Annotated in this window: 11 protein-coding genes; 9 read left to right on the forward strand and 2 right to left on the reverse strand. The window is 42.5% G+C overall.

Going from position 1 to position 13,052, the window contains the following annotated elements; all coding sequences use genetic code 11:
* Positions 1–329: 329 nt before the first annotated feature.
* Positions 330–1,532: an aminotransferase-like domain-containing protein gene (locus EQG49_RS12010; RefSeq protein WP_133364204.1), complete on the reverse strand. Its 1,203-nt coding sequence runs from the start codon at positions 1,530–1,532 to the stop codon at positions 330–332.
* 176 nt (positions 1,533–1,708) lie between these two features.
* Here EQG49_RS12010 and xerC point away from each other — a divergent pair, with 176 nt between their 5' ends.
* The 3 genes from xerC to plsY all read left to right on the forward strand — a co-directional run bounded on the left by xerC (position 1,709) and on the right by plsY (position 4,300).
* Positions 1,709–2,623, forward strand: a complete 915-nt coding sequence (xerC, locus tag EQG49_RS12015; protein WP_133364205.1) for a tyrosine recombinase XerC — start codon at positions 1,709–1,711, stop codon at positions 2,621–2,623.
* Positions 2,624–2,724: 101 nt separating this feature from the next.
* Positions 2,725–3,606, forward strand: coding sequence for an aldose 1-epimerase family protein (locus tag EQG49_RS12020; protein ID WP_133364206.1), 882 nt, complete (start codon positions 2,725–2,727; stop codon positions 3,604–3,606).
* A gap of 73 nt (positions 3,607–3,679) precedes the next feature.
* A complete protein-coding gene (gene plsY, locus EQG49_RS12025) occupies positions 3,680–4,300 on the forward strand; it encodes a glycerol-3-phosphate 1-O-acyltransferase PlsY (RefSeq protein WP_133364207.1) in 621 nt (206 codons plus the stop codon).
* 63 nt (positions 4,301–4,363) lie between these two features.
* Here plsY and def read toward each other — a convergent pair whose 3' ends face one another.
* On the reverse strand, positions 4,364–4,924 hold the full coding sequence (def, locus tag EQG49_RS12030; protein ID WP_133364208.1) for a peptide deformylase: 561 nt from the start codon (positions 4,922–4,924) through the stop codon (positions 4,364–4,366).
* 277 nt (positions 4,925–5,201) lie between these two features.
* On the opposite strand from def, the gene pdhA reads away from it, so the two are divergent.
* The 6 genes from pdhA (at position 5,202) to EQG49_RS12060 (ending at position 12,246) form a co-directional block, all read left to right on the forward strand.
* The gene (pdhA, locus tag EQG49_RS12035) at positions 5,202–6,335 is read left to right on the forward strand and encodes a pyruvate dehydrogenase (acetyl-transferring) E1 component subunit alpha (protein WP_133364594.1); all 1,134 of its coding nucleotides are present in this window, start codon (positions 5,202–5,204) and stop codon (positions 6,333–6,335) included.
* 2 nt (positions 6,336–6,337) lie between these two features.
* Positions 6,338–7,318 (forward strand): alpha-ketoacid dehydrogenase subunit beta, encoded by a 981-nt coding sequence (locus tag EQG49_RS12040; protein ID WP_133364209.1) that lies wholly within the window; start codon positions 6,338–6,340, stop codon positions 7,316–7,318.
* 10 nt (positions 7,319–7,328) lie between these two features.
* The gene (locus EQG49_RS12045; RefSeq protein WP_133364210.1) at positions 7,329–8,630 is read left to right on the forward strand and encodes a 2-oxo acid dehydrogenase subunit E2; all 1,302 of its coding nucleotides are present in this window, start codon (positions 7,329–7,331) and stop codon (positions 8,628–8,630) included.
* A gap of 3 nt (positions 8,631–8,633) precedes the next feature.
* A complete protein-coding gene (lpdA, locus tag EQG49_RS12050; protein ID WP_133364211.1) occupies positions 8,634–10,046 on the forward strand; it encodes a dihydrolipoyl dehydrogenase in 1,413 nt (470 codons plus the stop codon).
* A 75-nt stretch (positions 10,047–10,121) separates the two neighbouring features.
* A complete protein-coding gene (locus EQG49_RS12055; RefSeq protein ID WP_243115716.1) occupies positions 10,122–10,529 on the forward strand; it encodes an MmcQ/YjbR family DNA-binding protein in 408 nt (135 codons plus the stop codon).
* A 349-nt stretch (positions 10,530–10,878) separates the two neighbouring features.
* Positions 10,879–12,246, forward strand: coding sequence for an amino acid permease (locus tag EQG49_RS12060; RefSeq protein ID WP_133364212.1), 1,368 nt, complete (start codon positions 10,879–10,881; stop codon positions 12,244–12,246).
* Positions 12,247–13,052 lie beyond the last annotated feature (806 nt).

Consider the following 13,052-nt stretch of genomic DNA (forward strand, 5'->3'; position numbering starts at 1 on the left):
CGCGTGGTAAAGTCTGCGCCCGCCAAGTAATTTACCGCCACTTCGTTAGTTAGGTATAATACTCAAACTAGCGAAAACCGTTTTAAATCACAGACCTCAGTAGTATGGAAAAAACACTGACAATAGAACCTGAGTAATTCGATGATTGCAATGATAATCGCATGCTTAAAATTAAAGCCACTTCCTATATAACGGGAGGTGGCTTTTTTTCTTGCGTAGTGGGAATCGACCTGAGACACATATTTAAATTCCACGCTAGAAAAATTTTAGCCAAATAAACCTGATTTCTCCTCAAGTATCATAAGGTTGAAATCAGGTTTATTTGCTAATTATAGATATTTATTCAAAAGTTCAGCCATCCGTTTAACGGCGGGTTCAATTTTTTCGAGTGGCACATTTGAAAAGTTCAAACGCGCCGTATTCATTGAAATTGAAGTGGCAAATTGTGGCTGACCAGGGACATAGACGATGTTAGCTTCCGGCATTAAAATTTCTTTGAGGAATTTTAATAGGTTAACATTTTGGGGTGCTTGCAACCATAGGAAGAAGCCGCCATCTGGCTTGGTAAAAGTAACTGTTGCGGGCAAGTATTCGTGCAGTGCATTAATCATCGCATCGCGTTTGGCAGCGTAGATGGGCTTCATTCGGTTGATGTGATCGTCGATGCTGTTTTCGTTTAAGAACGTCGCCAAGGCTTCCAAAGTCATGTTAGGTGATTGCACATCAGCGGATGACTTGAGCCCAGCAAGTTCAGTGATAAGCTCAGGGGCAGCTTGAATGTAACCGACCCGCAGACCAGGTGACAAAATCTTTGAAAAGCTTGAAACGTAGAGCACACGACCATCGGTATCAAAACTTTGGATGGTTGGTAAATCTTCGCCAGAGTAACGCAAATCACGATAAGGTGAATCTTCCAAAATGTAGAAGTCGTATTCGCGAGCTAATTGTGCTAAACGTTGTCGCTTCAAGACACTCAAAGTCACGCCGGTTGGATTTTGAAAATCAGGAATCACATACATTAAGCGAATGCGGTTAGCACCACGATGTGATTTTAATTGTTGTTCAAGATAAGCAACATCAAGACCATCAGTTTCCAATGGAATTTCAAAATAAGTTGGTTCGTAAGTATTGAATGCTGAAATAGCGCCCATGTATGTTGGTGCTTCGACGCCTAAACCGCTATGTTTGTTTAAAAATAAGCGCGCAATCAAATCAATCGCCTGTTGACCACCTTGAGTAATCAAGATTTCATCAGTTGATGTTTGGACGTTTGTTCGAGCGAGGTGGCGTTGTGCTAAAATAGAACGTAAATCAATTGGGCCTTTGGCATCGGTATATTGGTAAATGCCAGGGGCGCCAGCTTGAATGGCCTTAGTAAATGAATCTTGTAAAGCTTGCGCAGGGAATAAAGTTTGGTCAGGATAACCACCTGCAAAAGAAATGTTTTTAGGATCTGAACTGGCAATGAAGAGTTCAGCGAGCATCGAACTGTCAGTGGCAGCGATACGATCAGCGTATTCGGATTGTTTCATTTTATATTATCACACTGCTTTCTTTAATATTTTATTAATGTTACGTTTTATATTAGGCAAAGGGTGTGAATTCGTGATGTTTATTATGTGAAGGAATTGTGAAAATGCAATAATCTAATGAAATTGTTGTTAGCAGCACGATTTTAGATTGGCGTACATAGTTGAAAGGACAAAAAATGGATAATTATAGTAATTTATTTATTAAATATTTGACGATTGAACGTCAATATTCGCCCCAGACAATCAAAGCATATGAAGAAGATATCAAATTATTTCGCGAATATTTAGACGGTGAACAAATTATCCTTGATTGGAATAAGTTGGACCCAATGACGGTTCGCGGTTGGTTAAGCAATATGTTTGATCGCAAGTTAGAGCGGACGACGATTAATCGCAAGTTGAGTTCGTTGCGCAGCTTTTATCAGTTCCTCTTGAATAATGAGATGGTTCGTGACAATCCGTTCGCGGATATTCAGATTAAGCCCCACAATAATCATTTACCCCATTATTTTCGACAAAAAGAATTGAATGTGTTATTTGAAACCGTTTATGCAGAGGACGCTAAATTAAAATTGCGCGATATTGCGTTGTTGGAATTGTTGTATGGCACGGGGATGCGGGTATCTGAAGTGGCCACGTTAACGCTTAGTCAGCTTGATTTTTCGCGTGAGACCGTCCACGTCATCGGTAAAGGGGGCAAAGAACGATTTGTGCCTCTTGGTAGTTACGCAATTAAAGCGTTAAATGTGTATCTCGACCAACTCCGGCCAGAGCTGATGGCGCACTTTCACCAAGTGCATGATTATGTCTTCATCAATCATTTAGGCAAGCCGGTAACGTCAACCGGGATTGAATATATTTTAAAACAATTAATGAAGAAAACGGGACTGTCCAATGAAATCCATCCCCACATGCTGCGGCATACATTCGCAACGGATTTATTGAATAACGGGGCTGACTTGCGCACGGTACAAGAATTGTTAGGTCACACTAACGTTAGTACGACGCAGATTTATACGCACGTTAGCCGTGAACAGCTCCAAGAAAACTACCGTAAATACTTCAATCGCGCCACGCCTGAGGATGAATAATATCCAGACTTCATATTGCCTTTTTGTTCCACTCCCTTTTTATTATGGTAAAATAGTAATTATGAAAACGCTTTTATAAAGTATAAGGGGTCCTAAATATAATGACTGTAAAACTTGAAAATGAACATTTAGTTGTCGAAATCCATGAGCATGGTGCTGAATTACGGAGTGTCTACAACAAAGAACACCAAATTGAATATATTTGGCAAGGTGACCCGAAGTATTGGGGGCGGCACGCACCAGTTTTATTCCCAATCGTTGGCCGCTTACAAGATAATCAATACACTTTTAATGATCAAACCTACTATTTAAATCAACATGGTTTTGCGCGTGACTTGAACTTTATTGTCGTGGCACAAACACCAACTACCGCCACATTTGAATTACGTGATAATCCACTAACCAAGTCATTGTATCCATTTAGTTTTATTTTGCAATTACGCTACACGCTGACGGATGATGATCGGTTGAGTATTGAATATTATGTGAGTAACGCTGAAAATGACCCAATTTATTTCCAAATTGGTGGTCACCCCGCATTTAACGTGCCAATGGACACAACTTCAAAATTTTCAGATTATTACGTGAATGTAGATCCAGTCAAAAAGTATGATCGCATCAATCTGATTGGACCATACTCAGATCCAAAGCATCCAAGTGAATTTGATGCCCACATTCCTTTACGCTTGCGTTATGACGATTACAAAGACGATGCGATTATTTTAGGCTTAGAAAAAGAAACGACATCATTAGTCTTAGCGACATTGTTTGAATCGCATGGGGTAACGATGGAACTTGAAAATGCCGATTATGTTGGGATTTGGACGCCGTATGGTAAGAACGCGCCGTTTGTATGCCTTGAACCTTGGTGGGGCTTGGCGGACACGATTGACGCAGACGGTGATTTGACCCACAAATTTGCAATCAATAAATTGGATGGTCAGTCTGATTTTTCAGGAAAGTGGAGCTTAACTTTCTTCTAAAATTGATACAAAAACCCAATGGGCGTATGCTATACTAACTTAATCAGATTGATTTGAAAGTTGGTATTAACCATTGGAAATTGCATTTTTATTCGTGTTGAGCTATTTTTTGGGGGCGTGCCCATTTGGCTATTGGATTGGCAAAATATTCTACCACGAAGATATTCGGACGGCGGGCTCAGGTAATATTGGTACAACCAATACCTTTCGCGTGCTCGGTGTAAAAGCTGGTTCAGCAGTGATGGTGCTTGATGTCTTGAAAGGGACCTTAGCGGCGAGCTTGCCACATATCTTTGGTATTAGCATGGGAATCTGGACTAATCCGTTTATTATTGGTTTAGCGGCGATTATTGGTCACATGTTTAGTATCTGGATTGGTTTCAAGGGTGGTAAAGCCGTCGCCACAACGGCCGGGGTTTTGCTTGCGTATGATCCGCATGTGTTTGTGCTTGCAGTCATTGTGTTTGCTGGGTTTATTTTCTTAACCAGTATGGTGAGTGTCGGTTCAATCGTGGCTTTCTTGGCAGTTGACGCCTATTCGTTGTTTAATCACGATTGGTTTTTGTTCACGATTGCGGCGGTTTTGACGGTTTTTATTATCTATAAGCACCGAACGAATATTGTGCGTATCATCCACGGCAATGAAAACCAGACACCTTTTGGGTTGGTTTACTGGTTACGTAAAAATAAATAATATTAAAAACGGCGTTGCTAAGTTCAAATGAACTTGGCAACGCCGTTTTCGATTTACAATAGGTTATTTGATGTATTTAACATCTTCGCTTTCAGCCCATGGTTCAGCTTGGTTGATGTGATCGTAATAGAGCACACCGTGCAAGTGATCCATTTCGTGTTGGAAAACAATGGCTGGATAATCTTTCAAGCGTAACTTTACCGTTTCGCCATCAAGGTTTTGGTAACGGACGGTGATGCGATCGTGGCGGGGAACAAAACCAGCCACGTCTTCATCAACAGAAAGACAGCCTTCACCCATGTCAAGCGCACCATCTTGGACTGAGTGGGAAATGATAACGGGGTTTGAAATCACACCTTTGAATAAAGGTTCATCGTCTTCAAATTCACCAGGTACCAAGATTGCAGCCATACGCTTTGATTCGCCGACTTGTGGGGCAGCTAAACCTACACCGGGACGTAACTTGTATTTTTCATTTTCAGTTTCGTCTTGGCTGATGACTAAGTATTCCATCATGTCATCGGCTAACTTGCGGTCTTCAGCAGACAGGGGGAATTGAACGTCAGCAGCTTCCTGACGTAACACGGGGTCGCCATCGCGAGTAATGTCTTTCATTAAATACATAATTTCTGCTCCTTCATTTAGTGTGTCGCCACTGCATGTGGTTGGCGCACACAATTTCAAAATCTTCTTCAAATCATTTTACCGTTAAATATTAGTTAGCGCAAACAATTCTATTTTTGCGAGAAGTTCTCACATTTTTCACAAATTAAAGGTACAATTATAGTTGGAATGAAACCGTTTACATTAGTTATTAATTCACAAACTATAGCTGAGTAAACAATTTTAGAGAACAGGAAGGATATTTGTTATGACTGAAACAAATTTTGTTACGGATGGTATGCAAAACACAGACGCGAGTGAAAACCGCAGTAGTTTTGTCGACTTTGCTGCAATTAAAGATGAAATGATGTCTAATCAGACACCCCTACAAGTGCTTGATGGTCACGGTAAGATTGTCAATCAAGCGGTGTTTGACCAATATAGTGATACTGAATTGGTAGACATGTTGAAATTAATGGTTTGGGAACGGACTTTGCACCAACGCTCGAATGCATTAACGCGCCAAGGTCGTTTGGGTTTTTATGCACCAACCGAAGGGCAAGAAGCTAGTGAAATGGGGGCACAATTAGCCTTCAAAGCAACTGACTTCTTACTACCAGCTTATCGTGATATCCCACAACTAATTCAACACGGCTTGCCAACTTGGAAGGCTTTTTTATGGTCGCGTGGACATGTTCTTGGTAACGATTACGAAGAAGAACACTTAGCGGCAATGCCACCACAAATCATTATTGGTGCGCAATATATCCAAGCGGCAGGAGTTGCATTAGGAATCAAAAAAAATAAAACCGAAGATATGGTTGCTTACACGTTTACTGGTGATGGCGGGACTTCGCAAGGTGATTTCTATGAAGGAATTAACTTTGCTGGTGCGTACCAAGTGCCAGCGGTGTTTATTATCCAAAATAACGGCTATGCCATTTCGACACCACGACATGTGCAAACGGCCGCAGTGACGTTGGCGCAAAAAGGGATGGCCGCAGGGATTCCGTTTGTCCAAGTTGATGGAATGGACATCTTGGCAGTGCGTGAGGCTGCTAAGGCTGCCCGTGAATATGCCGCTGCCGGTAATGGTCCAGTTTTAATTGAAACGTTGACGTTCCGTTTTGGCCCCCACACGAATGCTGGGGATGATCCAAAACGTTATCGGACACCTGAAGAAGAACAACCATGGTTTGACAATGATCCCTTAATTCGCTTACGCAAGGTGTTGACGGAGAAGGGCGTGTGGTCTGAAGAGATTGAAAATGCCTACATTGATGATGTTAAAGCAGAGATTAAGGCCGCAGTCGCTCAAGCAGATGCAGCACCAAAACAAAAAATTTCAGACTTTTTGAAGAATGTTTTTGAAGAACCAACTCCCGATATTGTTGAACAAATCGCAATCTTTGAAGCAAAGGAGGCTAAGTAATTATGGCTACGATGACATTTATCCAAGCAATTACTGATGCACTAAACACACAACTTAAAAATGATGACAAGACGTTGATTTTTGGCGAAGACGTTGGTAAAAACGGTGGGGTTTTCCGGGCGACGGATGGCTTACAAGCTGAATACGGCAAAGACCGTGTGTTTGATACTCCTTTGGCGGAATCTGGAATTTTAGGTTTGTCAATGGGATTAGCTTTACAAGGGTTCCGCCCAATTCCAGAAATTCAATTCATCGGCTTTATTTTTGAAGCAATGGATTCAATCGCCGGTCAGATGGCACGGACACGTTACCGGATGAACGGTAAGGTGGGCTTACCAATCACGATTCGCTCGCCATTTGGTGGTGGGACGCACACGCCAGAAATGCACGCCGATTCATTGGAAGGTATGATTGCGTCGGTGCCAGGTCTGCGCGTGGTCACACCATCTAATCCATACGATGCTAAGGGATTATTAATTTCCGCAATTAAAAATAATGACCCAGTCTTCTTCCTAGAAAATTTGAAATTGTATCGTTCATTGAAAGCAGATGTGCCAGAAGGTGAATATACGGTACCGTTAGACAAGGCGAACGTTGTCCGTGAAGGTAGTGACGTGACCGTTATCGCATACTCGGCAGAAGTTAATGAAAGTTTGAAAGTTGCGGAAAAACTCGCAAAAGAGGGCATCTCGGTCGAAGTGGTTGATTTACGTTCACTAGCACCGATTGATTCAGCAACACTTGTGCAGTCAGTTAGCAAGACCCACCGGGCTGTGGTGGTTCAAGAAGCCCAACGGATGGCTGGGGTGGCGGCCAAGGTCGTATCTGAAATTTCAGAAAAAGCCATTTTGTCACTTGATGCACCGATTGGTCGGGTTTCAGCACCAGATACGGTTTATCCATTTGGCTTAGCTGAAGACGACTGGCTTCCAGCGGCAGCAGATATTGAAGCAAAAGTTCGCGAAACTTTAGAATTTAATTAGGAGGTCAGTTATGGCATTTGAATTTAAACTCCCAGAACTTGGTGAAGGCATGCATGAAGGTGAAATTGCTTCATGGCTGGTCAAAGTTGGTGATCATGTTGAAGAAGACGATGGTTTAGTCGAAATTCAAAATGATAAATCAGTCGAAGAACTGCCATCGCCAGTAACGGGTACAATCAAAGAAATTAAACTTGCTGAGGGGTCAACTGCGACTATCGGTGACGTCTTAGTTGTGATTGATGACGGTTCCGTAGATGTACCAGCAGAATCACCGGCACCGGCAGCTGTACCAGATGAAGCCCCCGTGGCAGTGACACCAGCAACACCAACCGACTCAGTGCCAACTGTTGCCACTGAAAGCGTAACGGTCGCACAACCTGGTGACGTGATCCTTGCGATGCCGTCAGTACGCCATTATGCGCGCCAACAAGGTGTTAATTTGGCACAAGTTACGGCAACGGGAAAACATGGACAAATCTTGAAAGCGGATGTTGATGCCACAATTAACGGTGCAACACCAGCTCCGATTGTGACCGCAGAAGCTAGTGCGCCCGTGGAAGCTGCAGTGACACCAGCGCCAGTGCAGCCATATGTCGCAGCAATGCCGGAACTCGAAACGCGCGAACCAATGTCGTTGACACGTAAGGCAATTGCCAAAGCGATGGTGACATCTAAACACACTGCGCCACACGTAACGTTATTTGATGAAGTCGAAGTAAGTGCGTTGATGGCTAACCGTAAGAAGTACAAAGCGATTGCGGCCGAGCGTGATATCAAATTAACATTCTTACCATATGTTGCGAAAGTTTTAACTGCAGTCTTGAAAGAATATCCAGTTTTCAATGCTTCAATTGATGATGCAACGCAAGAGATTATTACAAAGCATTACTACAATATTGGCATTGCTACCGATACTGACCATGGTCTGTACGTGCCAAACATTAAGGACGCCAATACTAAGGGCTTGTTTACGATTGCTCAAGAAATTAGTGCAAATACGGTTAAAGCACAGGATGGTAAGTTGAGTGGCGCCGATATGAAGGGTGGCTCAATCACAATCACTAACATTGGCTCAATTGGTGGTGGTTGGTTTACACCAGTAATCAACTATCCAGAAGTTGCCATTTTGGGTGTTGGTAAGATTGCGCCAGAACCATATGTGAATGCGGATGGTGAATTGGCAGTTGGTCAAATGATGAAGTTATCATTGAGTTTTGATCACCGTTTAATTGATGGTGCCACAGCACAACGGGCAATGAATCTGTTGAAGAGCTTATTGCACGATCCAGAAATGTTGATGATGGAGGGCTAAAAAATGGTTGTAGGAGATTTTGCTGAAGAACGCGAAACAATTGTGGTTGGTTCTGGCCCTGGTGGTTATGTAGCGGCAATTCACGCGGCTGAACTTGGTCAGAAAGTGATGATTGTTGAACGCGATGAAATCGGTGGCGTCTGTTTGAACGTGGGCTGTATTCCATCAAAGGCGTTGATTAACGCGGGACATCGCTACCAAGCAATGCAAGCTGATCAATTTGGGATTACAAGTACCGGCGCAACATTGGATTTCACTAAGACCCAAGCGTGGAAAGACAATGAAGTCGTTAAACGCTTGACTAGTGGTGTTGAAATGCTCTTAAAAAAGCACAAAATTGAAATTGTGAAGGGCGAAGTGTATTTGCATGATAACCATAAACTTCGGGTGATGAGTGAAACGAGTGACTCGGCAGCCCAAAGTTATCAATTTGATAATTTGATTTTAGCGACGGGTTCACGGCCGATTGAAATTCCCAACTTTAAATTTGCCGGTCGAGTTGTTGATTCAACTGGGGGCTTGAATTTAAAGGAAGTGCCCAAGGAATTAGTTGTGATCGGTGGGGGCTATATTGGTGCGGAATTAGCGGGTGCCTACGCTAATCTTGGTGCGCACGTCACAATTCTTGAAGGAACCCCATCAATTTTGCCAAACTTTGAAAAAGACATGGTGGAATTAGTGCTGAAGAGCCTGAAAGAAAAAGGCGTTGCAGTGATTACGGGTGCCATGGCGCAAAAATCAGAACAAACTGATCATGATGTGACCGTAACTTACAAGGTTGGTGATGATGAACACACAATCACGGCTGATTATTGCATGGTCACAGTTGGTCGGCGCCCAAACACCGATGAAATGGGTTTGGAATATACCGATGTTGTCATTGGGCAACGGGGATTGATTGAAGTTGATCAACAAGGACGGACCGCAGCGCCAAATATTTTCGCTATCGGTGATATTGTGGCCGGGGCGGCCTTGGCGCACAAGTCATCATTTGAAGGAAAGGTTGCTGCAGAAGCAATTAGTGGTGATGCAAGTGCTGCCGTTGACTATCTTGGAATGCCGGCGGTTTGCTACACAGATCCTGAATTAGCAACAGTGGGAATTACTAAAGCTGAAGCAACTGAAAAAGGGCTGCACGTCAAAGCCAGCAAGTTTCCGTTTGCGGCTAATGGTCGGGCGATTACCTTAGCCGAAACGGATGGTTTTGTGCGGTTAGTATCAACTGATGATGGTACGTTAGTTGGGGCACAAGTTGCGGGCCCCGGCGCCTCGGATTTAATTGCTGAATTAACGTTAGCGGTGAACAGTGGCATGAATGTTGAAGATATCGCATTGACAATTCACGCGCACCCAACCTTAGCGGAAGCAACAATGGAAGCTGCTGATATTGCTTTGGGGATGCCAACAAATATTTAACAGTGAAAAGTCGGTTGATACCGACTTTTTTGTTATGCTATAGGTATAAAATAAATTATGTGAGGTGAAAGTCATATGAGTGAAGCAGACCATTTTGCCCAACTTACGCCGCTTGAAAAAGACATGAAACGAATTGGTGACAGTTTACCGGGTGCGCATGTTCGTTGGCGCATTGATTGGGAATGTTGGTATTTTGATTTAGATGGAAAAATGTTTGGCCTGATGCACGATAGCTTGCTGACATTGAAAGGTGATCCGCAACAAAATGAAATCATGCGCGAAGAGTTTGCATTTGTGATTGCTGGATATCACGTTAATAAAACGCACTGGAATTCAATTCGCTTAACAGAGTCGACTTTCACGATTGCGGGTTACGAGAAATTAATTAAGGCATCATATGATTTGGTAATGGCGGGCTTTAGCCACAAAAAGCAGTTAGCAATTCAGTTTAAAGCCAGTGGCAGTGAACTGGAATCAAAATAATGTAATTTTTAGGTGGAGCGGCATTTAATTAACATATTTGGTTAACAATGCGGCAATGAATAATATCGACTGTTGACAATTTCGTGAATGGAAACTATCATTGACTTCTAATCAATTAGTTGATGAAGAAAGAATGTTACTGGCAACAGCCAATTTCAGAGAGTTCGCGTAGGTGAGATGCGGGCATTGGTGGTCAGGAATAGGTACTTTTGGAGACGAACGAGTAGGACTGTAATTAAGTTGCTCAGTTTACTGAGAAATAGGGTGGAACCGCGTTAAATAACGTCCCTATGTCAAATTTAATTTGGCATGGGGACTTTTTGTGTCCTCATGCATCGAGGTGAAAATCATGGAAAAAGATACACAACGTGAGTTATCGCGCGCACTAAAGCCCCGGCACATTCAGATGATTGCGATTGGTGGTGCTATTGGAACCGGATTATTCTTAGGTTCTGGGACGGCAATTAAGCAGGCTGGTCCATCAATCATTTTGGCCTACATTATCACCGGGATTTTCTGTTTCTTGATGATGCGCGCAATCGGGGAGTTATTACTCTCAAATACTAAACTACGGTCATTCATTGACTTTGTCCGAATTTACTTAGGTAAGCGGTGGGAATTCGTGATTGGTTGGGCGTATTGGCTGTGTTGGGAAAGTTTAGCGATGGCGGATTTGACTGCTAGTGGAATTTACCTACGTTACTGGTTCCCAACGTTGCCACAATGGGTAACGCCGTTGATTGTTATCGTAGCTTTGCTGGCGATGAATTTGGTAAACGTGCGTTGGTTTGGTGAAATGGAGTCAGCTTTCTCAGCCATTAAAGTTTTTGCTATTTTAGCGTTAATTATTGTTGGTTTCTGTATGATTGTAACTGGTTTTCACGTCAATACTGGGACGGCTTCATTTACTAATTTGGTTTCACACGGCGGCTTCTTTGCGACTGGGGCCCACGGGTTTATGATGGCTTTTCCAATGGTAATCTTTGCCTTTACGGGGATTGAAATGGTTGGCTTAACTGCTGGTGAAACGGAAAATCCCGAAAAAGATTTACCTAAAGCGATTAATTCAGTGCCTGTCCGGATTGGTTTGTTCTATGTGGGTGCGATGATTATTATCATGAGTATCTATCCATGGAATGCCATTAACGCTGGTCAATCACCATTCGTCCAAGTATTTTCAGGTATTGGGATTAAAGCAGCTGCCGGAATTATTAATTTCGTGGTCTTAACAGCGGCATTGTCAGCAGCAAATTCAGCAATTTTCTCAACGAGTCGGACTTTGTATGTCTTAGCCAAAAATAATCAAGCGCCAAAAGCTTTTGGTAACATCAGTCGTCACCATGTGCCAGTTGCTGGTTTGGTAACATCATCAGCAATCTTATTGGTGGTTGTCTTATTGAACTTCTATGTACCAAACAATGTCTTTGTCTTGATTTCAGGGGTTGCCACAATTAGCTTTATCTTCGTCTGGATGCTCTTGTTAGTCAGTCATATCAAGTACCGTCGGACAGAATTAGCGAAGACTAATCCATACAAGATGCCATTATTCCCAGTGTCTAATTACTTAACGTTGGCGTTCTTTGCCGCAGTGTTAGTAGTTCTAGTATGGGATCCAGCTACGCGGGTTTCAGTAATTTCAACGGTGATTTTCTTCATCGTAATGTTATTCGGTTATGCTTTCTATCAAAAGAAAAACGGCTTAAGCGATAAAGATTAATAATAAATGTCAAGCAATCCAATGCCATTTTGGCGGGGGATTGCTTTTTTGTTCTAAATTCGTCTGACGTGGGATTGAATAAAATTGGCCACTGCGTGTAAGTAAATTACTTGGCGCACCACGCTGGAAGCAACCTCACAAGCCAAAATGCGGTCTTGTGAGGTTCGGATAAGCTGGGAATCTAAGGAATAAATTCCTAAGACTCCTCATCTCATCCTCAGCGGAAATATGTGTTTCACACACATATTCCCCCAATCGCGGTGTAAAGGCTACGCCCGCCAAGTAATTTACCGCCACTCCGTTAGTTAGGAATAATTTTCAAACTAGCAAAAACAGTCGTTGTGGGCCGAAATGCATGGAAAACCAATTGAGCCGCTGAAATAATGCGCAAGTTTAATCAAGCGGTAATTCAGTGTTGTTCGTAATTTATAATGTGGAAAATAACACTAATCAAAATTTGTTTGTGAAATTGATATAGTATGTCGATTTTTTCTGAGCCAGCTGCGTTTTCATCACGGTAAATTGGCTGTGATTGAAATATTACTTTCCGGTAATTCGTTGGGGTGCTGATTTTGTAATCTGCTCAAACTAGAGTTATTTTTAAGACCGTTTTTGGCAGTTAAAAATGGCCAGATAGCATTGCTCGCGTAGTATGTAGTGGTAAGTGAGCACTGGACTAATAAATTACGCAAAAACGCCCGAATAATTTGCATTAACAGTACGATAATGCTATCATTATAAACGTTCAAATATAACTCTTAATTGAGTGGGCAATTCGTTGCCCGCTCATTTTTTTGAAGTAAATT

This window comes from Periweissella cryptocerci (assembly GCF_004358325.1).
Classification (GTDB): domain Bacteria; phylum Bacillota; class Bacilli; order Lactobacillales; family Lactobacillaceae; genus Periweissella; species Periweissella cryptocerci.

What these genes read in the sequence shown, in the direction of transcription:
- EQG49_RS12010 (WP_133364204.1), bottom strand. Translation starts at nt 1,532, where the DNA reads ATGAAACAATCCGAATACGCTGATCGTATCGCTGCCACTGACAGTTCG.
- xerC (WP_133364205.1), top strand. Translation starts at nt 1,709, where the DNA reads ATGGATAATTATAGTAATTTATTTATTAAATATTTGACGATTGAACGT.
- EQG49_RS12020 (WP_133364206.1), top strand. Translation starts at nt 2,725, where the DNA reads ATGACTGTAAAACTTGAAAATGAACATTTAGTTGTCGAAATCCATGAG.
- def (WP_133364208.1), bottom strand. Translation starts at nt 4,924, where the DNA reads ATGTATTTAATGAAAGACATTACTCGCGATGGCGACCCCGTGTTACGT.
- pdhA (WP_133364594.1), top strand. Translation starts at nt 5,202, where the DNA reads ATGCAAAACACAGACGCGAGTGAAAACCGCAGTAGTTTTGTCGACTTT.
- EQG49_RS12040 (WP_133364209.1), top strand. Translation starts at nt 6,338, where the DNA reads ATGGCTACGATGACATTTATCCAAGCAATTACTGATGCACTAAACACA.
- EQG49_RS12045 (WP_133364210.1), top strand. Translation starts at nt 7,329, where the DNA reads ATGGCATTTGAATTTAAACTCCCAGAACTTGGTGAAGGCATGCATGAA.
- lpdA (WP_133364211.1), top strand. Translation starts at nt 8,634, where the DNA reads ATGGTTGTAGGAGATTTTGCTGAAGAACGCGAAACAATTGTGGTTGGT.
- EQG49_RS12055 (WP_243115716.1), top strand. Translation starts at nt 10,122, where the DNA reads ATGAGTGAAGCAGACCATTTTGCCCAACTTACGCCGCTTGAAAAAGAC.
- EQG49_RS12060 (WP_133364212.1), top strand. Translation starts at nt 10,879, where the DNA reads ATGGAAAAAGATACACAACGTGAGTTATCGCGCGCACTAAAGCCCCGG.